General features: G+C 66.0%; 23 protein-coding genes and 1 tRNA gene. 5 read left to right on the top strand and 19 right to left on the bottom strand.

All coding sequences use genetic code 11. From position 1 onward, the window contains the following. Nucleotides 1-111 precede the first annotated feature (111 nt). The 7 genes from Q1U94_RS13325 to Q1U94_RS13295 form a co-directional block, all read right to left on the bottom strand. Nucleotides 112-1128: an arginine N-succinyltransferase gene (locus Q1U94_RS13325; RefSeq protein ID WP_300545544.1), complete on the bottom strand. Its 1017-nt coding sequence runs from the start codon at nucleotides 1126-1128 to the stop codon at nucleotides 112-114. Nucleotides 1129-1154: 26 nt separating this feature from the next. Next, nucleotides 1155-2417 carry a hydrolase gene (locus tag Q1U94_RS13320; protein WP_300545541.1) on the bottom strand — a complete coding sequence of 421 codons (1263 nt, stop codon included), beginning with the start codon at nucleotides 2415-2417 and terminating at the stop codon, nucleotides 1155-1157. 78 nt (nucleotides 2418-2495) lie between these two features. After that, nucleotides 2496-3782 (bottom strand): cystathionine gamma-synthase family protein, encoded by a 1287-nt coding sequence (locus Q1U94_RS13315; protein WP_300545539.1) that lies wholly within the window; start codon nucleotides 3780-3782, stop codon nucleotides 2496-2498. 232 nt (nucleotides 3783-4014) lie between these two features. Further along, complete coding sequence (locus Q1U94_RS13310; RefSeq protein ID WP_300545549.1) at nucleotides 4015-5088, bottom strand: OmpA family protein; 1074 nt, start codon at nucleotides 5086-5088, stop codon at nucleotides 4015-4017. Between the two features lie 349 nt (nucleotides 5089-5437). Continuing rightward, nucleotides 5438-7033, bottom strand: coding sequence for a L,D-transpeptidase family protein (locus tag Q1U94_RS13305; RefSeq protein ID WP_300545537.1), 1596 nt, complete (start codon nucleotides 7031-7033; stop codon nucleotides 5438-5440). A gap of 219 nt (nucleotides 7034-7252) precedes the next feature. Next, the gene (locus tag Q1U94_RS13300) at nucleotides 7253-9022 is read right to left on the bottom strand and encodes a monovalent cation:proton antiporter-2 (CPA2) family protein (protein ID WP_300545535.1); all 1770 of its coding nucleotides are present in this window, start codon (nucleotides 9020-9022) and stop codon (nucleotides 7253-7255) included. 150 nt (nucleotides 9023-9172) lie between these two features. After that, nucleotides 9173-9248 (bottom strand) — tRNA-Lys (locus tag Q1U94_RS13295). Between the two features lie 164 nt (nucleotides 9249-9412). On the opposite strand from Q1U94_RS13295, the gene Q1U94_RS13290 reads away from it, so the two are divergent. Next, entirely contained in the window at nucleotides 9413-9988 is a 576-nt protein-coding gene (locus tag Q1U94_RS13290; RefSeq protein ID WP_300545532.1) for a hypothetical protein, read from the top strand. Between the two features lie 131 nt (nucleotides 9989-10119). Continuing rightward, complete coding sequence (locus tag Q1U94_RS13285; protein WP_300545530.1) at nucleotides 10120-10710, top strand: PRC-barrel domain-containing protein; 591 nt, start codon at nucleotides 10120-10122, stop codon at nucleotides 10708-10710. A 73-nt stretch (nucleotides 10711-10783) separates the two neighbouring features. On the opposite strand, the gene tgt is transcribed toward Q1U94_RS13285, so the two are convergent. The 10 genes from tgt to gyrA all read right to left on the bottom strand — a co-directional run bounded on the left by tgt (nucleotide 10784) and on the right by gyrA (nucleotide 19232). Beyond that, nucleotides 10784-11917, bottom strand: coding sequence for a tRNA guanosine(34) transglycosylase Tgt (tgt, locus tag Q1U94_RS13280; RefSeq protein WP_300545527.1), 1134 nt, complete (start codon nucleotides 11915-11917; stop codon nucleotides 10784-10786). Beyond that, nucleotides 11914-12972: a tRNA preQ1(34) S-adenosylmethionine ribosyltransferase-isomerase QueA gene (queA, locus tag Q1U94_RS13275; protein ID WP_300545524.1), complete on the bottom strand. Its 1059-nt coding sequence runs from the start codon at nucleotides 12970-12972 to the stop codon at nucleotides 11914-11916. Before queA ends, tgt begins: the two co-directional genes overlap by 4 nt. Nucleotides 12973-13026: 54 nt before the next feature. Beyond that, nucleotides 13027-13632: a peroxidase-related enzyme gene (locus Q1U94_RS13270; protein WP_300545521.1), complete on the bottom strand. Its 606-nt coding sequence runs from the start codon at nucleotides 13630-13632 to the stop codon at nucleotides 13027-13029. Between the two features lie 49 nt (nucleotides 13633-13681). Beyond that, nucleotides 13682-13987 (bottom strand): hypothetical protein, encoded by a 306-nt coding sequence (locus tag Q1U94_RS13265; protein WP_300545518.1) that lies wholly within the window; start codon nucleotides 13985-13987, stop codon nucleotides 13682-13684. Between the two features lie 3 nt (nucleotides 13988-13990). Continuing rightward, nucleotides 13991-14131, bottom strand: coding sequence for a hypothetical protein (locus Q1U94_RS13260; protein WP_300545516.1), 141 nt, complete (start codon nucleotides 14129-14131; stop codon nucleotides 13991-13993). Nucleotides 14132-14263: 132 nt separating this feature from the next. Further along, the gene (locus tag Q1U94_RS13255) at nucleotides 14264-14716 is read right to left on the bottom strand and encodes a peptidylprolyl isomerase (RefSeq protein WP_300545514.1); all 453 of its coding nucleotides are present in this window, start codon (nucleotides 14714-14716) and stop codon (nucleotides 14264-14266) included. 5 nt (nucleotides 14717-14721) lie between these two features. Then, complete coding sequence (locus Q1U94_RS13250) at nucleotides 14722-15672, bottom strand: peptidylprolyl isomerase (RefSeq protein ID WP_300545546.1); 951 nt, start codon at nucleotides 15670-15672, stop codon at nucleotides 14722-14724. A 2-nt stretch (nucleotides 15673-15674) separates the two neighbouring features. Further along, complete coding sequence (gene coaD, locus Q1U94_RS13245; RefSeq protein WP_300545511.1) at nucleotides 15675-16163, bottom strand: pantetheine-phosphate adenylyltransferase; 489 nt, start codon at nucleotides 16161-16163, stop codon at nucleotides 15675-15677. Between the two features lie 4 nt (nucleotides 16164-16167). Continuing rightward, a complete protein-coding gene (locus Q1U94_RS13240; RefSeq protein WP_300545508.1) occupies nucleotides 16168-16422 on the bottom strand; it encodes a hypothetical protein in 255 nt (84 codons plus the stop codon). Then, on the bottom strand, nucleotides 16419-19232 hold the full coding sequence (gene gyrA / locus Q1U94_RS13235) for a DNA gyrase subunit A (protein WP_300545506.1): 2814 nt from the start codon (nucleotides 19230-19232) through the stop codon (nucleotides 16419-16421). Before gyrA ends, Q1U94_RS13240 begins: the two co-directional genes overlap by 4 nt. A 272-nt stretch (nucleotides 19233-19504) precedes the next feature. On the opposite strand from gyrA, the gene Q1U94_RS13230 reads away from it, so the two are divergent. The 3 genes from Q1U94_RS13230 (at nucleotide 19505) to Q1U94_RS13220 (ending at nucleotide 22504) form a co-directional block, all read left to right on the top strand. Next, nucleotides 19505-20779, top strand: a complete 1275-nt coding sequence (locus tag Q1U94_RS13230) for an ectonucleotide pyrophosphatase/phosphodiesterase (RefSeq protein ID WP_300545504.1) — start codon at nucleotides 19505-19507, stop codon at nucleotides 20777-20779. Nucleotides 20780-20896: 117 nt separating this feature from the next. Further along, nucleotides 20897-21910, top strand: coding sequence for a kelch repeat-containing protein (locus Q1U94_RS13225; RefSeq protein WP_300545503.1), 1014 nt, complete (start codon nucleotides 20897-20899; stop codon nucleotides 21908-21910). Between the two features lie 36 nt (nucleotides 21911-21946). Beyond that, on the top strand, nucleotides 21947-22504 hold the full coding sequence (locus Q1U94_RS13220; protein ID WP_300545502.1) for a superoxide dismutase family protein: 558 nt from the start codon (nucleotides 21947-21949) through the stop codon (nucleotides 22502-22504). On the opposite strand, the gene Q1U94_RS13215 is transcribed toward Q1U94_RS13220, so the two are convergent. After that, nucleotides 22501-22965 (bottom strand): DUF2269 domain-containing protein, encoded by a 465-nt coding sequence (locus Q1U94_RS13215; protein ID WP_300545500.1) that lies wholly within the window; start codon nucleotides 22963-22965, stop codon nucleotides 22501-22503. The genes Q1U94_RS13220 and Q1U94_RS13215 overlap by 4 nt on opposite strands. Next, nucleotides 22965-24260, bottom strand: a complete 1296-nt coding sequence (locus Q1U94_RS13210) for an SDR family oxidoreductase (protein WP_300545498.1) — start codon at nucleotides 24258-24260, stop codon at nucleotides 22965-22967. The genes Q1U94_RS13215 and Q1U94_RS13210 overlap by 1 nt, the downstream gene beginning before the upstream one ends. Nucleotides 24261-24282 lie beyond the last annotated feature (22 nt).

The following is a 24282-nucleotide window of genomic DNA, read 5'->3' as shown; positions in this document are numbered from 1 at the left end:
CCGGGCGCAGCGGCACGGCCACTCCAGACACTCGACCCGTCTGCAGGGTTTTCCGAGTTGAAGTCCGCGCCGGCGCCGTCGCGCCATTCACCGTCTATCAGCAGCATCTCGTCACCTTTTGCGTCGCCAGAAACGGGCCTTTTCACCCTCGCGCAGATCCATCGCCTGCATCGTCTCGAGAGGCAGCCCCAGAATGTCGCCGTCATCGACCGCCAGAACCTGGCAGGTCCGGAAATCCGGGAACCGGTCGGTCGACAGAATGCCCTCGGCACTGCCCGGCGCCGTAGCCGCGCGCACCGTCACAACCCGGCTTTCGCGCAGGGTCCGGATATTCTCGGTCCAGGTCGAGACCAGCGGCCCGCCGTCGAAAATGTCGACATAGCGGTCATAGTGGAAGCCTTCCCACAGGAGGAGATTATAGGCGCCCTCGCCCTGTGGATGGGGTTTGCCGATCACCTCGCGCACACTGTCGGGCAGGAGGTCGAGATAGATCAAGTGCTGGGGGCCAAGATCGAGAATGAACTGGTTGTCCGTCGCCGCCGACAGCCGGTCGGCCTCTTCGAAATCCATGCGGAAGAAGGGCCGGGAGACATGGTCGAAAAAGGGCGAGGATCCGTCCTCGTGCACAATACCGCGCAGCTCGGCCAGGACCCGGTCGCCGAAACGGCTGCGATCGGCGGCAATCATCAGATAGCGCGACTGGGCCACGAGACGGCCGGCACCGCGCCCCCGCCCCTCTTCCGACACGAACAGCGTGCCCACTTCCGAGGCACCGGCGAAGTCGTTGACCAGCAGCAGGGCATCCATGTCAAAGCGGCGGCCGGCCTCGACGGAATGCTGGGCCAGGGTGATGATCTTGAAATCCCAATAGGGTTTGGACACGCCCACCATCGCCTTGATGGCCGAACAGCCGACCACGCGGCCGGTTTCGGTATCCTCCAGCATGAGCTGATAGGTGTCTTCTGTCTGTCCGGGCGCCTCGGCCCGGAAGGCCTTTTCCGACTTTTCCAGACGCGCCGCCAGCACGTCCGGCGCAACGGCGAGCGAGGTGAAGCCGGTCCCGGCCTCCTTGGACAGACGGACCAGGGCGTCGGTGTCCGACTGCCTGGCCGCACGTACGATCAGCATGCTCCCTCCCCGGTCGCGCTTATGGTCTAGGATGTCCGGGCCAGCGCCCGCGCCTGACGCGCGTCGAACTCGCCCCGGGCAAATTTCATCAGCATCAGTGCGGACAGTTTGGCCCGCTCGGCAAAGCTGGACAGTTTGACGATCTCGCGGTCGGAATGAATGTCGGCACCGCGGACGCCCAGCGTATCCACATTGGGACAGCCCGCCGCCCACAGATTGTTGCCTTCGCACACCCCGCCGGTGTCCTGCCAGCGGATATCCAGACCCAGCGCACTGCCGGCCGCACGGGTCCATTCGAACATTTTCGCATTGGCGGGCGTCATCGGCTTGGGCGGCCGGGTGAAACCGCCATGCAGATCGGCCGCGATCCCGTCACGAACCCGGATTTCGTCGACCAGGCGGTCCAGCTCGGCTTCGACCCAGACCCGGTCATTCTCGGTCTGGACGCGCACATTGAAGCGCGCCACGGCCGTGTCGGGCACGACGTTCGGGGGACCACCGCCATCGATACGCGCGAGATTGAAGGTGACGCCCTCGCGCCGGCCATTGAGTTCGTCCAGCCCCAGGCCGAACTGGCAGGCCGCGGCCAGCGCATTGCGGCCGAGATGGTGTTCGCGCCCGGCATGAGCGGCCCGGCCGGATACCTTCAGCGACCAGTTTCCCGATCCCTTGCGCGCACCGGCCAGCGATCCGTCGGCCAGGGCGGGCTCATAGGTCATGCCGATATCGGCACCGGCACCCAGCTCGGCAATGACCGGTCCGGAGCCCAGCGAGCCGATCTCCTCATCCGGACTGATCAGTACATCGACACCGATCTCGTCCTTCCAGGGGCTGCGCTCCAGTCCCAACAGTCCGTGCAGCATCACCAGGATGCCGCCCTTCATGTCGGCCACGCCCGGCCCGTTCAGTGTGTCGGCGTCCCAGAGTTCGGTCGACTGGAAATGGCTGTCGGCCGGGAACACCGTGTCGTGATGGCCGGTCATGACGATACGGATCGGTGCCTGCGGCCGCAGGCGGCAATGGAAGGACGGGGTGAAATCCTGCTGGCGTACCGTGCCGTCCGGATCGACGACCGTGGTCGGCGGCAGTTCGACCGCAGCGGTCTCGCCGCCCAGTTCGGCGAAGGCGTCCTCCAGACAGGCGCGCATGCGCTCCAGCCCGTCGGCATTCCGGCTGCCGGAATTGATGACCGACCAGGCCTTTACGGTATCGATCATGCCGTCGGCGCGCGTGTCGATCCAGTCGAGTACCGCGCGCTCTTCGGCGTTGAGGTCCGGTTTGTCCTGCATGTCTCAGTGATAGCCGTTTAAACCGGCGGGTCCACCCCTGCGGGACAGGTTCCCGCAGGGGTGGTTGCCGGGTGTGGATCAGGCGTGTTCCAGCGCCTGTTTCAGGTCGGCGATCAGATCGTCGGGATTCTCGATCCCGACGGAAATCCGGACAAGGCCGTCGGAAAATCCCTGGCGTCTGCGCAGCTCAGGATCGACGCCGCGATGCGTGGTCGAGCCGGGATGGCAGATCAGGGTCTCGGTCCCGCCCAGGCTGACGGCCAGCTTCATCACCTGCAGCGCATTGAGCATGCGGAAGGCGGCCGCCTCGTCGGCCAGGTCGAAGGCGAAGGTGGAACCGGCCGAACTGGACTGGGCATGGAAGACGTCGCCATCGCGCGTGCCCTTTTCCAGGAAGCCCAGATAGCGCACGCGATCGACCTTTGGATGGTCGCGCAGGAATTCGGCGACCTTGCGGGCCCCCTCGGCGGCCGCTTCCATGCGCAGTTTCACCGTTTCCAGCGAGCGCAGCAGCATCCAGCAGGTATGCGGGTCCAGATTGGTACCCAGATAGCCGCGCAGGCTGCGGATCTGCGCCATCGCCTCGGTCGTGCCCGATGCGGAGCCGGCGATCAGGTCGGAATGCCCGCCGATATATTTGGTCAGCGAGTAGACAACAACATCGGCGCCAAGCTCGACCGGCTTCTGGCCAACCGGCCCGAGGAAGGTGTTGTCGACGACGAGATAGGGCCGCTTGCCCTGCTTTTTCTCGATCAGGTCGACCAGGCGCCGGCAGACATTGAGGTCGACCTGGTCGTTGGTTGGATTGGTCGGGGTTTCGGTATAGATGACCGAGACCTCGCCCTTGGCCAGGGCCTCGTCGGCAGCGGCGTGGATTTCCGCCTCGCCCGCGCCGGCGAAGAAGTCGACCGACTCGATCCCGTAATTGGGGAGGAATTTGCGGATCAGGCTCTCCGTGCCGCCATAGAGCGGGGTGGATTGCAGGATGACGGAACCGGTGTGGGCCAGCCCCATCAGCGTGGTCGAGATCGCTGCCATGCCCGAGGAGAAGACGCAGCATTCCTCGGCACCGTCATACAGCGCCAGACGATCTTCCAGCACTTCCATATTGGGGTTGTTGAAGCGCGAATACATCAGGCCGGCGGCTTCCGGATCGCCCTCCTCGGCCTGACCGACATTGATGCGGAAGAAGGACGCACCCTGTTCGGCGCTTTCGAAGGCGAAGGTCGAGGTCAGGAAGATCGGCGGCTTGATGGACATTTCCGAAAGCTTGGGGTCGTACCCGTAGCTCATCATCTGGGTCTCCGGGCTCAGCGTGTGCCCGGCTACTTCGCGCTTGCGATACGGTTTGTCCGGCTTGCTCATGATGTCCTCCCGACATGTCGCGCTTCGCGGCCCGTTCAGGCCGCCTCGATGCCGGTCATGAACCTGCGTCCGGCGGCGGTCAAGCCTGCCCTCAGCACCGGGGAAAATGCGGCCATTTGAACCCCGATCCGGTGGAAACGGAGCACAATTCTTCCAATTTCAGACGTTGCACAAAAGAAATGCGGCCCGGCAGAGGCCGGGCCGCACTCTTCAAGTCTCGCTCGTTTCGACCCTAGTCGAGAACGATGACCACTTCCGCACGACGGTTCAGCGGCTCGCGGACACCGTCCGGCGTCTGAACGGCCGGGCGGGTCTCGCCATAGGCTTCCATCGTGACCGCGCTGGCCGGCACGCCGAGGCGGACCAGTTCGTCGCGGACAACGCGGGCACGGCGCTCGGACAGGCCCACATTGTAGGACGCAGCACCGGAACGGTCGGCGTGGCCACCGATGGTGACACGCGTCACGCCGCAATTGCCGCGCTGGTTGGCAGCCTGGGCGATCACGGCCCGGGCCTGATCCGTCAGATCCGAACGATCCCACTCGAAGTAGACCGGGAAGCTCACATCGTCACACGCCGGCGGAGGCGGCGGGGGCGGCGGAGGCGGCGGAGGCGGCGGAGGCGGCGGCGGAGGCGGCGGGGGCGGCGGCGGGGGCGGCGGAGCCGCGAAGGAATAGCGCAGACCCACCCAGGCCTCGTGGCCGGCCAGAGCATCGACACTCACGCCCGGATCATAATCCGTGCTGGCAGCCGAGAAATAGCGATACTCGGTGTCCAGCGTCAGACGCTCGGTCAGATCCCAGCCGATACCGGCGAGGATCTGCCAGACGAACGGATTGTCGCTATCCTGGGCAATCACATAGTCGGCAGCCGTCGGATTGATCGGGGTCGTACCGGCAGAGAAACCGGTCAGCGTGCCGGAAACATCACCAAGACCCAGACCCACACCGACATACGGATGATAGGCGCCGTCCGGATTGAAATCGAAGATGGCATTCGCCATCGCCGACCAGATCTGGAAGTCGCTCAGGCTGTGTTCGAAACCGCCCACAGCACCCGTGTCGTTGTAACGATGGGCCAGTTCACCTTCGAAGCGGAAACCGTCAGCCCACTCATAACCGAGGGCCACGGCTTCGCGCCAATTGCCCTTGCCATTGATTTCACCGTTCAGCGAACCGGACACGTCAGTGTCGCCCGGGCCGCCGTAACCGACGGAACCACGCACATACCAGCCTTCGTCAGCGAACGCAGGACCCGCTGCCAAGAAGGCCCCAACGGCGGCCGCCGTAAAAAGCCGTTTCTTCATCATTCCCCCTCCGGAGGCTCTCACCTCCTTGGTGTGACTGATCGTGTCCGGCGGAATGCCGGACGCGAGGAATCCCCCTCTTGGGCGTTTCCCGGTTTTTTCACTACTACAATTAGTTCGCGAGCGCCATAGCCCAGGCTGGCGAAGCGGGGTCAAACCGCAAAAAAAATCGCGCGTTGCACCGATGTTACAGCACAGACGCCATCCAGCCCCGATAACGCCGTTTTCCCGCCCCAATTCAAGGCCTTGGCGGGTCCGATCACGGTCCGCCGCCGGGGCGGAGCGATTCGCTGCCCCTGGTCATTCAGCACCACGCGGAGCGGTTGCACATCCACGGCCATCGCGATGTTCAGTGGCGCATCGAGACAACCCGGCCGGACAGATCGCTCCCGAACCCGGCGGGCTCGGCCGATATCCGCTGAAAGGCGCTGGAATAGGCATCGATCACGCGGCCGTCCCGACGATAGAGATCGTGCAGATAGCGCACCTGCCCGTCCGAATCGCCGACCACGGTCCAGTAGGCAATATGCACGGGGATACGCCGGTCGAGCCAGACAACTGTGGGTGTATTCCCCGCCACCACCGCATCGATTCGGTCCCGCGACCAGTCCGCCTGCCCTTCCAGCACCCAGCTCGCCAGGGCCAGGGGATCGCGCACCCGGATGCATCCGGCGGAAAAGTCGCGCCGCGTCCGCACGAACCGGTCCCGCTCGATCGTGTCGTGAATGTAGACGTTGTAGCGGTTGGGAAAGATGAACTTCACTTCGCCCATGGGATTGGTCGGCCCGGGCGGTTGCGACAGCCGGTAGGGCCAGTCGCGGCCCCAGCGGCTCCAGTCGACTTCCCAGACCGAGACCGCCTGCCCGGACCGGTCGAAAATTCTGAAACCGCGATCGTTCACGATCCGCGGATTGCGCCGGATCGACTGGAAGCGCGGGCGCGCCGAACCGGACGGCAGCCCCCACCACGGATTGAGCACAATATATTGCATTTCCTCGGAAAATTCGGGCGTCGAGGAAGCCTGTCCGCCGATCATGACCTGGTGCTCGCGCGCGAGCTGGCCATCCTCCCAGGCCTCGAGACGGAAATCGGCGAGATTGACCCAGATATGCCGGTAGCCCAGCTGGCGCGTACGCCAGCGGCGCTGCTCCAGATTCGCCCGCAACTGGGCGATTCTCTGCTCCGGGGAAATGTTCAGCTGGCGCAGCGTGATCTGGTCCAGGCGCCCGGTCGGAGACAGGTTGACCCGGCCCTGGTAACGGCGCACCGCCGTGGCCAGCCGCGTGTCGTAGGCCTGCCCCTCGCGCCAGTCATGCGACAACAGGCCTTCGGCCGACAGGCGGGCGCGCAACTGGTCGACGCGAACACCGGCATCGCCGGGCCCCAGCGAGGCCCCGCTGTCGATATGCGGCCATATCGGCCGCAGGGCCAGGACCCGCAGCATCTCCGCCCGCAGGATGTCGTAATCGCGCACCTGCGGGCGGCTCTCGTCGATGGCCGCGCGGATTCGCCCCGTCTCCAGCGCCGCCTGCAGGCGGCGCACCAGCATCGCCGCCTCGTCCTCGCCCAGGCGGCGCAGTTCGAGCGTGTCCTGGTCGATCAGTCCGAATTCCAGCCAGCCGGCCAGTCTCAGCAGGGCCTGCGCCGCCAGCCCGGCCCGGCGATCGAACGGGCGGGCCCCGTCGAGCAGCGCCTCGGCCAGCGCATCCTGGTTCGGCAGGCCGTCCGCCGGCACCTCGAACAGTATGCCGGCGACATCCGCCACCGCCTCGGGCGTCCAGCCGGAAAGCCGGGCCGCCATCGCCGTCATGTCCGCATATCGCGGCGGCGCCCGTTCGGCGGTTACCGGCGAGATGTCTGCGGCCTCGCTGGCCATGTCTTCGTCGGCCGCAGCCGCCGGGCCCAGAAGCATCGCCATCATGCATATGAAAATGAAGCGTTTCACCGGCCGTGACCCCCCGCGTGTCAATCGCAACGTTAACCATGTTCGCGCGCAGACGGAACCCGGTTCGGCGCCCGCGACCGGGTTTTGCGGGTCTGGCGGGACAGTGTCTTGGGCCCGTGACTATCCGGGGTTTTCCTTGTCGGCCGGCGGCTCGGGTTCGCCGACATCCTCGGCCATCAGCTCTGCCAGCGAGACGACGCGCGACCGGGCACGCTCGATCTAGGCCTCATTGTCGAACACATCGATCTCGCCGTCCCAGACCTCGAACAATTGCCGCAGGCTTTCCTCGTCATGCCGGGCGAAGGCGGCCGCCTTCTTTTCCGCGCGGCCCCGGCTCTCACCGAGCACCTGCAGCGACTGGGTCGCCGCCTCCAGGGAGGATCCGAACAATTCCCGGATTGCGCTGTCCGCGCCTGCCGCACGCAATTGGTAGACGTGCTCCCGGCTGGCGGCGCGGGCGATGATGTGGACGCGCGGATAGCGCTGCTTGACGTGATGCACCAGTTCAACCGCGCGCTCGCGATTGTCAGTGGCGACCACCAGGAGTTTCGCACGCGCAATTCCGGCCGCTTCCAGAAGGCCCGGGCGCAGGGCATTGCCGTAATAGACCTGGATGCCGAACTTGCGCAGCCCGTCGATATGCTCGGCCGAATTGTCGAGCACCACGGGCTTGTAGCCGTCCATCACCAGAAGGCGTTGCACGATCTGGCCGAACCGTCCCATTCCCGCGATGATGACCGGTGCCTCCTCCTCGATCTCGTCCTCCATCCGCTCGGCCGGCCTGCGCGCCACGCGTGGCGAGACGAAGCGTTCGAACACGATCATGATCAGCGGCGTCGCCATCATCGACAGGGCAACGACCAGCGCAGCCACGGCGGCAACCCCGTCCGGCAGGACGTGGACGCTGGTGCCGTAGGCCAGCAGCACGAAGCCGAACTCGCCGCTCTGGGCCAGGGCGAAGGTGAACAGCCAGCGGGCCCGCCCCTTCAGCCGGAACAGCACGGCCAGGCCGAGCAGGATGAGGCCTTTCACGGCGATCAGGCTCAGCGTCAGCGTGGCGATGAGGGCCGGCTCTTCGGCCAGCAGCGCGAACTCCATCCCCGCCCCCACGGTGACAAAGAAGACGCCCAGCAGCAGCCCCTTGAACGGTTCGAGATCGGAGACGAGTTCGTGCCGGTATTCGCTTTCCGCCAGCAGCACGCCGGCCAGGAAAGTCCCCAGCGCCGGCGACAGGCCCACCATGCTCATCAATACGGCGATCCCGATGATCAGCAGCAGGGCGGCGGCGAAGAACAGCTCGTGCAGGCCGGTGCGGGCGATGATGCGAAAGGCCGGCCGGGTGAGATAGCGTCCGCCCAGGACAACGGCGGCGACTGCGGCCAGCGTGAACAGCCCCTGCGCCCAGGCGGGAAATTGCGCGATCGGCGTATCGGCAACGGCATGGGCCGCATCGCCCGCGGCGGAGGCGTCCATGCCCGGCAGGGCCAGCAGCGGCATCAGCGCCAGCATCGGGATAACGGCAATGTCCTGGAACAGGAGCACGGAGAAGGCCGACTGGCCGCCCTCGGTGCGCAGCCAGCCCTTTTCGCCCAGCGTCTGCAGCACGATGGCGGTGGAAGACAGGGCGAAGATCATGCCCAGCGCGATTGCCAGGCGCCAGTCGAGCCCCGCCGCCAGGCACGCCCCGGCTACCAGCATCGCGGTGACCAGAACCTGCATCCCGCCCAGTCCGAACAGGCGCAGCCGCAATTCCCACAACAGGCGCGGCTGCAGTTCCAGGCCGACCAGGAAGAGCATCATCACCACGCCGAATTCGGCAAAGTGCTGGACGTCCTCGGGATCGGATCCGACCCAGTCCAGGAGCGGCGCGATGGCGACGCCGGCGAGCAGATAGCCCAGCACCGACCCCAGTCCCAGCCGGTGCGCGATCGGCACGGCGATCACGCCCGCACCGAGATAGATCACCGCCTGGATGAGAAGGTCGTTCATGAAGCCCCGCCAGCCGAATCGGATCTGGATTGTGCGATTGCACAACAAGAATAAAGGAGTGCTGCGCGAACACCAGTGCGCGCGGACCGGCCGAACGGGCCCGAACGCACTGCGGACGCCGCCATCTCACCTGAATCTGGAAACGGAAAATGGTGAGCCGACAGGGATTCGAACCCTGGACCTACTGATTAAAAGTCAGTTGCTCTACCAGCTGAGCTATCGGCTCCCCGAATGAGGAGCGCGGAACCTATACGGGCGATTCCGGAGGGTCAATGCAGCTTTGCCACCGGATTTCAGCATTTTTGATGAGATTTCGCCGCAATCCTCATTAGACTGGGAATCATGAGGGGATATCTGCGTATAGCTGCATGCGTGGCCGTGGCAGTTTGCATGGCGGCATGCTCGTCAACGCGGGAAACGGCCGGCGAAACGGCCGGTTTCGCGCGCGAGGAAACCACCGAAGCCCTGGAGGACGCCGTGGGTCTGCCGCGCCAGCGTCCCGGCCGCATCATGGTCGATGAGGGCGACGACACCGTGCCCACCCCCTATGGCGGCGAAGGATCGCGCCGGCGCTGTTCCACGGTGGCGCGCGATGTGGCGCGGCTGACCGCCGTTCTCGGCCCCGATGTGGAGGAAGAGCAGCGCCGCGCCGAAGAGGCCTCGCACGATCACGACAGCTGGTTGAGCCAGGGTGCACACATTGCCTCCCAGGCGCCAGATGCCGCGGCCGACGGCGCGCGCAGCCTCTACCGCTCGACGATTGTCGGGCTCAACCCGGTCCGTCCGATCATCCGCTTTATCGGCGGTGCCGGCCGCATCGAGGACGAGGCACGCGAACAGCGCGACGTGGCCCAGCGCCGGCGCGCCTATCTGCGCGGTCTCTACGACGGTTTCGGCTGCCCGCCGGAACAGATGCGCCGGGCATTCGAGGCCTACGGTCTGGTGGAGCCCGAGCGGGACCGCTGAGCGGCCGCGCATTAAACTTTCGTCAGACCGGGCAACCGAATTCACGCCCTTCGCGTTTCTCTTCCGAATGGCGGTGCTGCACGCCGCCTTTCCCGGCCCCGGCCGGTTCGTGGAGAAACAAGGAGGTTGTCATGAAACCCTTCTCTATCCTGATGCGTGCGACAGCAATCACAGCCTTCGCCGGCGCGGTCTCCGCCCTGGCCGGGGCCGCCCTGGCCCAGGAGGTAAATTCGCAGGAAGCCGACGAGGTGATGACGGTGGAAGGTCACGCCAATGCGCCGGCCTCCAATTCCTTCATCCAGGACAATGACCTGCTGCGCGCGGTAGCCGAGGCCTGGGACAATTCCGATCTCGACCGCGCGCCCTACACCGACGACCATCACTGGATCGGCCTGCGCGTGCAGTCCGCTGACGGTGGCCGTATCGGCGAGATCGAGCGCGTGCGCCTGTCGGCCGAGGGCGATGTCGAGGCCATTGTCGTCGAGTCCGGCGGCTGGATGGATATCGGCGGCCGCGAGGTGCTGATCGAGCAGCACGATGTCAGCTTTTCCCCGCACCGCCGGCGCCCTGTCGCGGTGATCGCCTATACCCGGGCCGAGTTCGAGGCGCTGCCGCGCTTCAACGAGGACGCGGCCAGCGAATTCCCGCTGTCCGACCGCGACTATGGCGACAACGAAAACGATCTGGAACTGGATGACGGCCCGGCCTCGGCCGGTTCGTAACCGGGACGCTTCAGGTCCCCTCCCCGCGCCTGAAGCTCCAGCGGCGCCCCTTGTGCCTCGGGGGCGCCGCTTTCTATTGGGCGGCGCGGGCCTGCCCCTCCTCCCACCTCGCCCGGAAATCGCGGCGGAACGTCTCGAATTCACCTGCGGAAATCGCCGCTCGCATGCGCGCGGTCAGATCCTCGAAATAGGCGATGTTGTGCCAGGACAGGAGCATGGCCGAGAGATATTCCCCGGCGCGGAAGAGATGGTGGAGATAGGCTTTGGAATAATCCCGGCTGGCCGGGCAGGCGATTTCCGGGTTGAGCGGCGTGTCGTCCTCGGCAAACTCGGCGCGCTTGATGTTGACCGGACCATAATCGGACCAGGCCTGGCCGTGCCGCCCAGAACGTGTGGGCAGCACACAGTCGAACATGTCGACCCCGCGGGCGACCGCCTCGACCAGATCGATCGGCTTGCCCACCCCCATGAGATAGCGCGGCCGTTCGGAGGGCAGGTGCGGCGTGGTGAAATCCAGCACCTCGCACATCGCCTCGAATCCCTCGCCCACGGCCAGCCCGCCGATCGCATAGCCGTCATAGCCGGTCTCGACCAGGCGCCGGGCGCTTTCGCGGCGCAGATTCTCGAAGACGGAGCCCTGGACAATCCCGAACAGGGCCTGGCTGTCGCGCGTGCCGAAAGCCGCCCTGGAGCGCTGGCCCCAACGGATGGAGAGCTCCATCGACTGGCGGGCTTCGCTTTCCGAACACCCGAACGGCGTGCATTCGTCCAGCTGCATGGAGATGTCGGCGCCTAGCAGGTCGGCCTGGATCTCGATCGAGCGTTCCGGCGTGAGATTGTGTTCCGACCCGTCGATATGGGAGCGGAACTTCACCCCCTCCTCGCTCATCTTGCGCAGTTTGGACAATGACCAGACCTGGAAACCGCCACTGTCGGTGAGGATCGGGCCCTGCCAGGTGGAAAATCTGTGCAGCCCGCCCAACCGCTTCACCCGTTCCGCGCCGGGGCGCAGCATGAGGTGATAGGTATTGCCCAGAATGATGTCCGCACCCGCGGCCTTCACCTGGTCCATGTAGAGAGCCTTGACCGTTCCGGCCGTGCCCACGGGCATGAAGGCGGGCGTGCGGATATCGCCGCGCGGCGTCTTCAGGACGCCGGTGCGCGCGGCGCCGTCGGTGGCGGATATCTCGTAGGGAAAAGTCGTCATGCGGCGCGTTCGATCAGGCAGGCATCGCCATAGGAATAGAAGCGATAGCCCGAACGGATGGCATGGGCATAGGCCTGCTTCATCGTCTCGAGGCCGGCCAGCGCGCTGACCAGCATGAACAGGGTCGAACGTGGCAGGTGGAAATTGGTCATCAGCGCGTCGGTCACGCGGAAATCATAGCCCGGCGTGATGAAGATGTCGGTATCCCGGCTGGCCGGCTCGATCCGCCCGTCCGGCGTGGCCAGGCTTTCGATCGTGCGCAGCGCCGTTGTCCCCACCGGCACGACCCGGCGGCCCTCGGACCGCGCCGCATTGATGGCCGCTGCCGCGCCGCCGGACACGGTGCACCATTCCGCATGCATGCGATGTTGCTTCGTATCCTCGGCCTTGACCGGCAGGAAGGTGCCGGCTCCGACGTGCAGGGTGACCTGGGTCCTCTCCACGCCCCTCGCCCTGAGCGCCTCGAACAGGCGATCGGTGAAATGCAGGCCGGCCGTCGGCGCAGCCACCGATCCGTCCTCACGCGCGAACAGGGTCTGATAGTCCTCGACATCCTGCGCATCGGCACCGCGCTTGCGGGCAATATAGGGCGGCAGGGGCGGCGCGCCGGTGGCGGCGACCGCCGCATCCAGCGCGGCACCGGTGCGGTCGAAGGTCAGGCGCGTATCCCCGCCTTCGGACTTGCCGGTAATCTCGGCTTCCAGCGTGCCGAACCGGATGACATCGCCCACGCGCAAGCGCTTGGCCGGCCGCACGAAGGCGCGCCAGGTCGAGGCGTCCACCCGCTTGTGCAGATTGACCTCGACGGCGACATCCCCGCCTCCGCCCTGGGCCCGCGCCGGGCGCGTGCCGTTGAGCGCGGCCGGTATCACCCGCGTATCGTTGAAGACCAGAAGATCACCTTCGCGCAGCAGGTCGGGCAGGTCCAGCACACCGCGGTCGGCCAATTCGCCGGACGCGTTTACATGCAGCATGCGCGCGGCATCGCGCGGCCGCGCCGGACGCAGGGCTATGAGATCTTCGGGCAGTTCGAAATCGAAATCGGAAACACGCATGGCGGCGGGGGATAGACGAAGTCGCCGGATGAGGCCAGTGCCGGCCGCCGTGGCTCAGCCGTGCGACCAGTTCTCCGGGTCGTCGCTCTGCCCCGGTGACAGACCCAGCGTTTCGCCTTCATGACTGACGCCAAGCCCGAGAACAGTGCGGTTGGCATAGGCGAAATAGGCGGTGACCTGGTTGATCTCCAGGATTTCCCCGTCCTGGAAACCGGCGGCGCGCAGGGCGGCGATATCGGTTTCGACGAGATGCTGGGGTTCCCGGGTCAGTTTGCGGGCATAGACCAGACCGGCGGCCTCGCGGCGGGAAAAGGCCTCGCCCAGCGCATCCTGCTCGAGAGCGGCACGGATCGCCCCGGCCCGCTCATCGTCTGCGAGATGGCGTTTCAGCCCGGCGAAATGGTGTTCGACGCAATAGGTGCACTGGTTGAGCAGGCTGACATAGATGCCGATCGTCTCCAGATAGGCCTTGTCCAGCGCATTGCCGAAATGGTGCAGCACCGCCTTGTAGAGCGCCATGTGGCCCTCCAGCGTATGTGGCCTCAGACCGTGGGCCTGGAGGATATTGTCGACCTGGCCGCCGGGACCGGCCGTGCGCTCGAACAGGGTTTTTAAACGGCCGTCGGCCGCATCCGGGTCTACCGTTTCGATCCAGCTCATGATGACGAGTGTCGGCTGCGTCGCCCCCGGGCGCAATCGCGCAATGCGGTCAGCGCCATATCAGCCAGGACCGTACATCGCAGAGAGGCTGCAGCAGGCGCGCGCCCGGCAGCAGCCACGGCGCCGCCATCGCCCGGAGATTGGCCTGGGTGTCGTGCCCGAAGCCGAAGCTGAACAGACACCAGACCACCAGGATGAAGAGGGCGAGAAAGATCACCGGTCCCGCGATCAGGGACACCCGGGCGAAATCGGGCGGACTGATGCGCAAGGTTTCGCCGCCGAGCCTCACGCCCACCACGACGCGGAAACAGGCGGGCCGGCCGGTCTGCAATGAGGTCTCGCTGCCTTCGCGCACCGCTTACAGACAATCGTCAATGGACGCCGGCACGATGATGCCGCGCAGGGCCGTGTCGCCGATGCGGATGAAATGCCGCCCGAACGGCGGCGTGCGCGACCGCATGCGGCTGATACCGTGAAGCTTGCCCTGGATTTTGGCCACAAGTGCCCCGGAACGCATTGCCTTGCCGACTGCATGCTGGTCGGGGCCGATTGAAGGAAGCGCAAAACTCCCATCAAAAAAGCCGCGATACCCGTGGGATAACGCGGCTTCTTCGTGTTCTGTCCGTTTGGATCAGGCCCCGACGACGCTGGCCTTGACGATCTTGCCCGGATTGGCCGGCGGCTCACCCTTGGGCAGGGCGTCGACATGTTCCATGCCCGAGATCACCTCGCCCCAGACCGTGTACTGGTTGTCGAGATAGGGCACATCGTCCAGGCAGATGAAGAACTGGCTGGAGGCGCTGTCCGGATCGGCAGCGCGGGCCATCGACATGGTGCCGCGTTTGTGCGGTTCGGCAGAGAACTCGGCCGGGATATTCGTGCCCGAGCCGCCCATGCCGGTGCCTTGCGGACAGCCGCCCTGGGCCACGAAACCGTCAATCACGCGGTGGAAATTCAGGCCGTCGTAGAAGCCTTCCTTCACCAGTTTGGTGATCTGCTCGACATGTTTGGGCGCCAGATCCGGTCGCAGCTTGATGGTGACGTCACCGCCCTCGAGGGTGAATACGATCTGTTCTTCGGCCATGTGTCTTACTCCTCAATTCGGGTCGGCACGGTGATTTCGCAAATATCGGGCAGATTGCCCTGGGCGTCGCGCAGCGTATCGAGATAGCCGGCAAAGGCCTCGCTTCCGGTATCGATCACCTCGACCCCGATCTGCGCCTCGGCCGGCAGTTCGCTGCCCACGCGCATCGAACGGATGATGTCGGGCGTGAAGTCGGGATCCTCCATCGCCGAACCGACGCGGATCGCATCGACCGCCTGGATGCCGTGACGCACCCGGCCCCAGACGGTGTAGGTGGCGTTCAGGTGATCCGGGCTGCCCGTGGTGATGTAGAACTGGCTGAGAGCGGAATTGGGATCGCTGGTGCGGGCCATGGCGGCTGCACCCCGGCAATGCAGCAGCCAGGACTGGACCCGGCCATCGCCGGTAATGCCCGCCAGCGCCGCGGTCTGGGTGCCGGCATGGAAACCGTTCCAGAAGCCGGCTTTGGCCATTTGCGGGATTTCCCGCGGATTGACGACGCGGTCCTGCAACTCGCTGACGGCCGGCTCACCCGACCGGCGGATGGTGAATTCCGCCTCGAGCGGCGGAATGTCGGCAGCATGGCCGGGATTGGCGCGGGAGCCTCCGCCCTGGGCCATGAAGCCGTCGATCACCCGGTGCCACACCAGAAAATCGTAAAAGCGCTCGCCGGCGAGTTCGCGCATGCGGGCGACATGGTTCGGCGCGAATTCCGGGGCCAGCTCCACGACGATCATGCCGTGATCGGTCTCGATATAGAGCAGACGGTCCTGATCGACGCTGCGCCAGGCCTCTTCCGGGAAATCCCAGGACGGTGCCGGTTCGGCCTGTTGCACGACGGCGGCCGCAGTGTTCGCGGCGGCGGTTTCGGTTTCGGCATTGCCGGCGGCGTTGTCGCGGGCGCATGCCGCGGCGCTCAGGGCCAGGGCGAGAGTGGCGGAAACGGTGAAACGCATGATCACGCAAGTCGCTCCTTGAGACGGGCTTCGATGGAGGCCGGCACGAAATCGGAAACGCGACCGCCCAGGGCGGCGATTTCCTTGACCAGCCGCGAGGCGATGGCCTGGTGGCGCGGATCGGCCATCAGGAAGACGGTTTCGATGTCGTCATTGAGACGCTGGTTCATCGCCACCATCTGGAATTCATACTCGAAATCGGACACGGCGCGAAGCCCGCGCACAATGGACTGAGCCCCGATTTCCTCGGCGAAATGCATCAGCAGCCCGTCGAAGCGCATCACCTCGATCGCCGCGCCGTTTTCGAACTTGTCGACTTCGGTCCGCACCATTTCAACGCGTTCCTCGACGGAAAACAGCGGTTTCTTGCCGGCATTGACCGCCACACCGATGACCAGCTTGTCGACGAGTTTCACGGCCCGTCCGATAATGTCGAGATGGCCATTGGTGATCGGGTCGAACGTGCCCGGATAGAGCGCGGTACGGGTCATCAGGTCAGGCCTCCCGGCGCAGGGCGAGCCGGCCGGCCGCCATCAGCAACACGCCGCCTGATAGCCTGTTTGCCCATAATTTGAAACGCTTGGCGCTGAAAACCTGCAACAGCGCCCCGCCGAAGGCGGCACAGGCGCTGTCGATAACCAGCGCCACGGCCAGGAACAGGGCAGCCAGCAGGGCCAGTTGTGGCAGGGCCGCCCGGCCCGGATCGAGGACAAGCGGCAGGAAGGCGGCGAGAACCGCCGGTTCGATCACGCCTCGCCGCCTTCGCCGGGAGCGTCCGGGCTCTCCGGTGCATCCTCGCCTTCGCCGGCCTCGTCCTCACCGTTCTCGCCATTGTCGCCCGCATCCTGGATGCGCACGACGGCGACGACATTCTCGCCCTCATTGAGACGGATCAGACGCACACCGCGAGTGGAGCGGCCGGCGATACGAACCGTGTCGACCGGGAAGCGGATCAGTTGCCCGCCATCGGTCACCGCCATGATCTGGTCGGCATCCTCCACCGGGAAACTGGCCGCCAGGGTGATCTCACGGGAGAGATCGTGCGCAGCGACGCCCTGATTGCCGCGGCCCATGGTGCGATAATCATAGGCGGAGGACCGCTTGCCCATGCCGTCGGCGGCAACGGTGAGCAGGAATTGTTCGGCGGCACCCAGTTCGGCGATACGTTCCGGCGTCAGCGCGGCTTCGCCCTCCTCGCCCTCCTCGTCGGGTTCGACCGCGGCCGGCAGCTCGGCCTCGTCCTCGCCCAGGGCGCGGCGCATGGCGGTGGCGTGTTTCATGTAGGCGCGCGCTTCCGGCGTGGTCACGTCGACATGGCGCAGGATCGTCATCGAGATCAGCGTGTCGCCGTCCGCCAGGCGGATACCGCGCACGCCGACAGAATTGCGGCCGGCAAACACGCGCACCGCCGTCACCGGGAAGCGGATCGCCCGGCCCTTTTCGGAGACCAGGAAAACATCGTCGTCTTCGGTGCACAGCGCCACATTGACGATGCGATCGTCCTCGCTCTCCAGCTTCATCGCGATCTTGCCATTGCGATTGACCTGGACGAAGTCGGACAGCTTGTTGCGGCGGACCGTGCCCTTGTTGGTGGCGAACATGACGTCCATCTCCGCCCAGACGCTCTCGTCTTCCGGCAGCGCCATGATGGAGGTGATGGTCTCGCCCTGCTCCAGCGGCAGCATGTTGACCAGCGCCTTGCCGCGCGTGTTCGGCGCGCCCAGCGGCAGACGCCAGGTCTTGGTCTTGTAGACCATGCCGCGATTGGAGAAGAAGAGCAGCGGTGCGTGGGTGGAGGCAACGAAGAGTGTGGAGACGAAGTCCTCATCCTTCATCGACATGCCCGCCCGGCCCTTGCCGCCGCGGCGCTGGGCCCGGTAGTCGGACAGGGCCGTGCGCTTGACATAACCGCCATGGGTAACCGTGACGACCATGTCCTCGCGCGGGATCAGGTCCTCGTCCTCGAAATCCAGTTCGGCATCGATGAATTCGGACCGGCGCGGCGTGGCGTAGTTTTCCTTCACCTCGGCCATTTCGTCGCGAATGATATCCAGGACACGCTGGCGCGAGCGCAGGATATCCAGCAGATCGGCAATCTGTTCGGCCAGCGTCTTGGCCTCATTGCCCAATTCTTCACGGCCCAGACCGGTCAGGCGATTGAGGCGCAGTTCCAGGATGGCGCGGGCCTGTTCCTCGGTGAGGCGCAGCACATTGCCCTCGCGCAGCACCGAACGCGGATCGGCAACCAGTTCCACCAGCGGCGCGACATCGGCCGCCGGCCAGTCGCGCGACATCAGCTCTTCGCGGGCGGCGGCCGGGTTGGGCGCGCGCCGGATGAGGGCAATCACCTCGTCAATATTGGCCACGGCCAGCGCCAGGCCGACAATGACATGGGCGCGGTCGCGGGCCTTGCTCAGCTCGTGCTTGCAGCGCCGCGCCACGACTTCCTCGCGGAAGCGCAGGAATTCCTTGAGAATATCCAGCGCCCCCAGCAATTGCGGACGGCCACCGACCAGCGACAGCATATTGGCGCCGAAACTGGTCTGCATGGGCGACCAGCGATAGAGCTGGTTCAGGATCACATCGGCGTTGGCGTCGCGTTTCAGCTCGATCACCACGCGCAGGCCCGTGCGGTCGCTCTCGTCGCGCAGATCGGCAATGCCCTCGATCTTCTTGTCGCGCACCAGTTCGGCGATCTTCTCGATCATCGAGGCCTTGTTCACCTGGAACGGAATCTCGTGCACGATGATCGCCTGGCGGCCATTGCGCGCTTCCTCGATCGTGGTGCGCGAGCGCATGACGATCGAGCCGCGCCCCGTCGCGATCGCGTTGCGGGCGCCGGTACGGCCCAGAATCAGGCCGCCGGTCGGGAAATCGGGACCGGGCAGGTATTCCAGCAGCTCGCTTTCGGTCAGGGCCGGATTGTCCATCAGCGCCAGCGTCGCGTCGATCACCTCGCCAAGATTGTGCGGCGGGATGTTGGTCGCCATGCCCACGGCGATTCCGTTGGCACCATTGACCAGGAGGTTCGGGAAGCGCGCCGGCAGCACCACCGGTTCCTTGCGCTCGGCGGAATAGTTGTCGACAAAGTTGACCGTGTCCTTGTCGATATCGGCCAGCAATGCCTGGGCCACCTTCTCCATGCGCGCTTCGGTATAGCGGTAGGCCGCGGGCGGATCGCCGTCGATGGATCCGAAATTGCCCTGCCCGTCGATCAGCGGCACCCGCATCGACCAGCTCTGGGCCAGGCGCACAAGGGCGTCGTAGACGGCCTGGTCGCCGTGCGGGTGATAGCGGCCCATCACGTCACCGACGGCCGTGGCGCACTTGCGGTAGGCCTTCTCGTGCGTCTGCCCGTTCTCGTGCATGGTGTAGAGAATGCGCCGGTGGACCGGTTTGAGGCCGTCGCGCGCGTCGGGGATCGCGCGCGACACGATCACGCTCATCGCATAGTCGAGATAGGAGGAGCGCATCTCCTCCTCGATCGAAATATGGCCGATGCCGTCAGGTAGGCCGGCGTCGCCGCCAGCCGGGGGAAGCTCGTCGTCGCGATCGCTCAAGGCGGTCCTCTTTCTTTTTGTTTCCGGGCGCGGAAGGAACAATCCGCTGCCACGAAAAACGCCGCCTCTTCACGCCGCCCCCGCATAGGGTCGCATCGGCGCGTGAATCAGGCGGCAGGCCTGTCGCCAAGTCTTAACAATCGGGGGGGGCGGGCGCAAACGCCGGGGGCGGTTGGCGATGGCAGCGAAATCCCGCCCGGTGTCTTCCGTTCGTCATCTCCACGGCCTACACCCGGACACTCAACACATCGCTTCCGATCGGGGACATGAACATGCACCGCCTTCTGCCCGTCCTGCTCGTTTTCGTTGCCGCTGCCTGTTCGCACATGCCGCGCCAGGAAGAAGAGGCTGCCGAGGCCCCCATCGTCCTGATGATCGGCCTGGACGGGCTGCGCTATGACGCCATCGACCGCTGGGACGCGCCAAATCTGCAGGCACTGGCCGAGCGCGGCGTGCGGCCGGACCGCATGCTGCCGGTGATGCCCACCAAGACCTTCGTGAATTTCTACTCGCTGGCCACCGGGCTCTATCCGGAACATCACGGCATGGTCTCCAACTCGCCCTGGGACGCCGAGGCCGAGCGCCTGTTCTCGGCACGCGCAGGCGGTCCGCAGGATGCCTTCTGGTGGCAGGGGGAGCCGATCTGGATCACGGCGGAACGCCAGGATGTGCGCAGCCACATCATGTTCTGGCTCGGGTCCGAAGCGCCGGTCGACGGCGAATACGCCTCGGTCTGGCATCCCTATCAGCACGACATGCCCTATGAGGACCGCGTCGCCGAAGTCCTGTCCTGGTTTGATGCACCGGCCGCGGAACAGCCGCGCTTCGCCGCCGTCTATTTCGACCATGTCGACACGGTGCTGCACCGCGCCGGCCCGTTTACCGAGGCCGAGGGCGAGGCGGTTGCCCGCGTCGATACGCTGGTGGGGGATCTGGTCACCGGTCTGGAGGCGCGCGGCCTTCTCGGCCGCACCAATATCATCGTCGTCTCCGATCATGGCATGGCCCCCGTGGGCACGGAGCGCGTGATCATGATCGACGACCACTCCGCGCTCGAAGGCCTGTTCGTCAAGGAATTTGCGGGTCCGTACGGCGCCGGGCTGGAGCCCTTTCTGATGGCCTTTGGCGATGAGGCCGCGGTGGCCCGTGCCGAAGCCGAACTGCAGGGCGCGCATCCGCATCTCTCGGTCTACCGGCCCGGAGACTATTCGCCCGAGTGGCGGTTCGATCACCCGACCAGGGGACCGGACCTCTTCATCCTGGCCGATCCGGACTGGCTGATCTCTCGCTCCGACGCCAACTTCTCCAGCCCCTATCTGTCCTCGCTGCGCGGCCAGCACGGGTACGACAACCGGGCCGAGCCCATGGGCGCAACCTTCATCGGCGCCGGCCCCGTCTTCCCGCAAGGCACACGTCCGGACGCGTTCGAGAACGTGAATGTCTACGGCATCATCGCCTGCGCACTGGACCTGGAACCGGCCGAGACCGATGGGGATCCGGCCGAGGTGGCACGTATCACCGGCGGACATTGCCCGGCGGAGGAGTGAGCCCCCGCCAGTCGGCAACGGACGCCCGGTGAGACGTGGACCGGTCACCCTTCAAAACTTTCAGTGGAACTCGCGAACGCCTTCCGCTTGACTGATCGCGAGCAAGGGAGGCCATTCATGACGACACTGACCCGCCGCGGATTTGTCGGAAGCACGCTGGCGCTGGGCATGGCCGGCCCCGGGGCGGCCCTGCCGCCACCCTGGTCGCACCGGGCCGCGCTGCCCGTGCGCACACAGGAAATCTACCCCGCCATCCTCGACGGACAGATCTACCTTGCCGGCGGCCTGTCGCCGGATACGGGCCGCGAGGGCATGGGCATTCTCGACCGCGCCTTCCGCTGGGCGCCCGATGAATGGACCAATGAATGGACCGAGATCGCCGCGTTGCCCGAACCGCGTCACCATCCCAACCTGGTCGGCCATGAGGGTGCGATCTATGCCATCGGTGGCTTCCGGGCGGGCAATGGCGGCGCCTGGAACATGATCGCGGCGAATACGCGTTACGACCCGGCGTCGAATACCTGGCACGAGGCCGCCCCCCTGCCCGCCCCCTTCGCCGAGACCTGCGCTGTTTCACTGGGCGGGCAGATCCACGTCGCCACCGGCCGGCAACCCGCCGGCGAGGCCAATGCCAACTGGCCCGACCATGCCGACAGTGGCGCGCATTTTGTGTTCGATGCTGGCGAAAACCGCTGGCATCGGGCCGCTCCCAATCCCAATCCGCGCAATTCGGCGGCCGGCGTCGTGCTGAACGGTCGTTTCCATATCGTTGGCGGGCGCCGCGTCAATGACGGCAATCGCGCCCATCACGAGGCCTATGATCCGCACAGCGATAGCTGGCACTCCCTGGCGCCGATGCCCCAGGGCCAGGGCGGTCTGGCCGCCGCTGTGACGGGCGGCCGCATCTACGCCTTTGGCGGAGAGTATTTCGGGCCCGATGGCGGCGGCGTCTATCCGGATGTCTGGATCTACGACCCCGACGGCGACCGCTGGGACTCCGGACCTGCCATGCTGACGCCGAGGCACGGCCTCGGCGGGGTCTCGCTGAACGGATCGGTCTTTGCCATCGCCGGAGCGACCGGGCCCAGCGCACAAGGCACGTCGAACAGGGTGGAAGCGCTGGTTCCGTGACCCTACATAGGCGGTGCGTTCCCAGCGGAGCCTTGCATGTTCAATCGTCTCATCCCGGCGATCGCCTTCGCCGCCCTGATGGCTGCGGCCACGCCGGCCCAGCCTGCTGCGCCGCAACCCGTCACCGCCCGCGTCCCGATCACCGGCGCCGGCAATGGCGATCCCATTTCGGGCATGGCCATACTGCGGGAAGGTCCGGAGGGCGTGCTGATCCGCATTCGCGTCAACGACCTGCCGGTTGAGGCCCGCGGGCGCTGGCATGCCGCCCATCTCCACGATACGGCCGATTGCACCGGAACCGGCTTCACGCGGGCCGGCGATCACATCAATCAGGAGGGGCGGGCGCACGGCCTGCTGAACCTGCAGGGTCCGGAGCCGGCCGACCTGCCCAATCTGTGGGCCGACGCCGCCGGCAATATCAATGCCGAACTCTATTCCACAGGCATCACGCTGACCGGCGCGGCGGGCCGGGTGAACCTGCTGGACGAGGACGGTTCGGCCATCGTGCTGCATGCGGGCGCTGACGATCACACATCCCAGCCCATCGGGGGCGCGGGGGCGCGGATCGCCTGCGGGACAATTTCCGGCGGCTAAGGCCCCGGCTTGACGATCATCAGAACGAAAATGCCGATCAGGGCGAGAAAGGCCGGCCAGCCCAGGATGAACCAGGTCCGCATGAGACGGTGCACGCGCGGCGGGACCGGCTCCTCCGGCGCACCGGCCAGCAGCGCCTTCACCCGGTACTGGATCCACACCACGGGCAGCCAGCAGGCGCCAATGAGGCCGTAGAGCAGATAGCTCGCAATCAGCCAGGGCGCACTCAGCGGCCATCCGGCCACATGGGCCAGCGCGATGCCGGATACAGGCTGGACCACCACCGCCGTTGCCGTGAAGACCCAGTCGGCCAGCACGACATGCCGGGCCGTCAGCGCGAATGCGGCCCTGTCGCCAGAACGCCAGGCCATCATCATGAAAAAGGCGATCGCCAGGCCCGATCCGAACAATATGGAGGCCGAAAGGATGTGGATCAGGCGCAGGACGGGATAGGGATCCATCAGCGCTCATCCTCCGTCGCGGCGATCATCAGCGCCAGTGCCATCATCGGAAAGACTTTCAGGACAGGCCCCAGCGCATCCGCCCACAGGCCGGGCAAGGTCACGCTCAGCGTGGCGATATAGCCGATCGTGCCCAGCACCATGATCGCCGCGACGGTCCGCACCCGCCACTTCGCCAGCATTGCGGCCCCCAGCGCAATATCGAACAGCGAACCCAGCCACAGGACGGACGGCCGGGCAGCATCGGAGAATCCGGCCTCTGTCAGCACGGCATGGGCATTTTCTCTGGCAATGGTGAGCGCCAGCACGCCCGTCAACAGCCAGTAGAGCCCCAGCACCCAGCGCGCCAGCGGCCGCACAAAGCCGAGCCGGGCATGCCAGCGGTCCTGCACACCGGCGGGATGGTCGGCCAGCCAGGCATGAAAACCGCGCGGCCGGGCGCCGGTCGCCGCAATCCACGGTACGGGATCGCCCTCAACATCGAAGTCGAGCTGTTTGAGGGAATTCGAGCGCATCGATGTCCGCACGCCCAGCCAGCCCAGCAGGTCGCCAAAGCGGAAGGCCGGCGCCGCCAGCCAGCGCGGCACCCGCCAGATCCGGCTTTCACCGAACCCCAGCCAGCGCCGATAGCCACGGACCAGGTCCGTCAGGCTCACCCGCTCCGGGCCCGCCAGGTCGAACAGCTGGTGTCTGGGAGCATCTTCGCGCAGGAGGTCGGCGACGGCGGTGCACAGATCGTCCATCCCGATCGGACGGAATATCTGGTCTCCGCCGACGACCGGAGTGATCCAGGGCACGCCGCACAGCGCCCGGATCAGCGCCGTGCCGCCATAGACATTGCGGGCCACCACAAGCGAGGGCCGCAGGATCAACCAGTCGAGATCGCGGCTCTGCAGCGCCGCCTCCCCGGCCAGCTTGTCGCGCGAATAGTTCGACCCGGCGCGATCGTCGACGCCGACAGCGGAGATATGCAGTACGCGCCGCGCACCGGCCCGCTCGCACGCTTCGAACAGGGCCTCCGCACCGCGGACATGCACGGCCCGGCTATCGTCGCCCAGCCCGTCCTGCAGAACGCCGACGCAATTTATCACGGCATCGACGCCGGCCAGCCGGGGCATCCAGTCGCCGGCGGTATCGCGGCGAAAATCGCATCCGGTCCAGTCCAGTCCCGGTGCCCGCAGTGCTGCCCTTTGGACATCGCGGGCCGACGCGACGACATCGTACCCACGTGCGTGCAGGTGGGCTGCGATATGCGAGCCGATGAACCCCGACGCTCCAGCGACCAGAATGCGCATGCCTGCCACCTCCGATAGGCCT

This window comes from Maricaulis sp., from assembly GCF_030149515.1.
Taxonomy (GTDB): Bacteria; Pseudomonadota; Alphaproteobacteria; order Caulobacterales; family Maricaulaceae; genus Maricaulis.
Note: the sequence above shows the minus strand (reverse complement) of the source record. Positions and strands in the feature narration are given on the sequence as shown.

Bases quoted from the DNA above. Each gene is read 5' to 3' on its own strand.
- Q1U94_RS13210 (WP_300545498.1), bottom strand. From the start codon at position 24,260: ATGCGCATTCTGGTCGCTGGAGCGTCGGGGTTCATCGGCTCGCATATC.
- tgt (WP_300545527.1), bottom strand. From the start codon at position 11,917: ATGACGACTTTTCCCTACGAGATATCCGCCACCGACGGCGCCGCGCGC.
- Q1U94_RS13290 (WP_300545532.1), top strand. From the start codon at position 9,413: ATGGCGGCATGCTCGTCAACGCGGGAAACGGCCGGCGAAACGGCCGGT.
- queA (WP_300545524.1), bottom strand. From the start codon at position 12,972: ATGCGTGTTTCCGATTTCGATTTCGAACTGCCCGAAGATCTCATAGCC.
- Q1U94_RS13310 (WP_300545549.1), bottom strand. From the start codon at position 5,088: ATGAAGAAACGGCTTTTTACGGCGGCCGCCGTTGGGGCCTTCTTGGCA.
- Q1U94_RS13255 (WP_300545514.1), bottom strand. From the start codon at position 14,716: ATGGCCGAAGAACAGATCGTATTCACCCTCGAGGGCGGTGACGTCACC.
- Q1U94_RS13230 (WP_300545504.1), top strand. From the start codon at position 19,505: ATGCACCGCCTTCTGCCCGTCCTGCTCGTTTTCGTTGCCGCTGCCTGT.
- Q1U94_RS13285 (WP_300545530.1), top strand. From the start codon at position 10,120: ATGAAACCCTTCTCTATCCTGATGCGTGCGACAGCAATCACAGCCTTC.
- Q1U94_RS13215 (WP_300545500.1), bottom strand. From the start codon at position 22,965: ATGGATCCCTATCCCGTCCTGCGCCTGATCCACATCCTTTCGGCCTCC.
- Q1U94_RS13225 (WP_300545503.1), top strand. From the start codon at position 20,897: ATGACGACACTGACCCGCCGCGGATTTGTCGGAAGCACGCTGGCGCTG.
- Q1U94_RS13250 (WP_300545546.1), bottom strand. From the start codon at position 15,672: ATGCGTTTCACCGTTTCCGCCACTCTCGCCCTGGCCCTGAGCGCCGCG.
- coaD (WP_300545511.1), bottom strand. From the start codon at position 16,163: ATGACCCGTACCGCGCTCTATCCGGGCACGTTCGACCCGATCACCAAT.
- Q1U94_RS13300 (WP_300545535.1), bottom strand. From the start codon at position 9,022: ATGAACGACCTTCTCATCCAGGCGGTGATCTATCTCGGTGCGGGCGTG.
- Q1U94_RS13220 (WP_300545502.1), top strand. From the start codon at position 21,947: ATGTTCAATCGTCTCATCCCGGCGATCGCCTTCGCCGCCCTGATGGCT.
- Q1U94_RS13320 (WP_300545541.1), bottom strand. From the start codon at position 2,417: ATGCAGGACAAACCGGACCTCAACGCCGAAGAGCGCGCGGTACTCGAC.
- Q1U94_RS13325 (WP_300545544.1), bottom strand. From the start codon at position 1,128: ATGCTGATCGTACGTGCGGCCAGGCAGTCGGACACCGACGCCCTGGTC.
- Q1U94_RS13315 (WP_300545539.1), bottom strand. From the start codon at position 3,782: ATGAGCAAGCCGGACAAACCGTATCGCAAGCGCGAAGTAGCCGGGCAC.
- Q1U94_RS13270 (WP_300545521.1), bottom strand. From the start codon at position 13,632: ATGAGCTGGATCGAAACGGTAGACCCGGATGCGGCCGACGGCCGTTTA.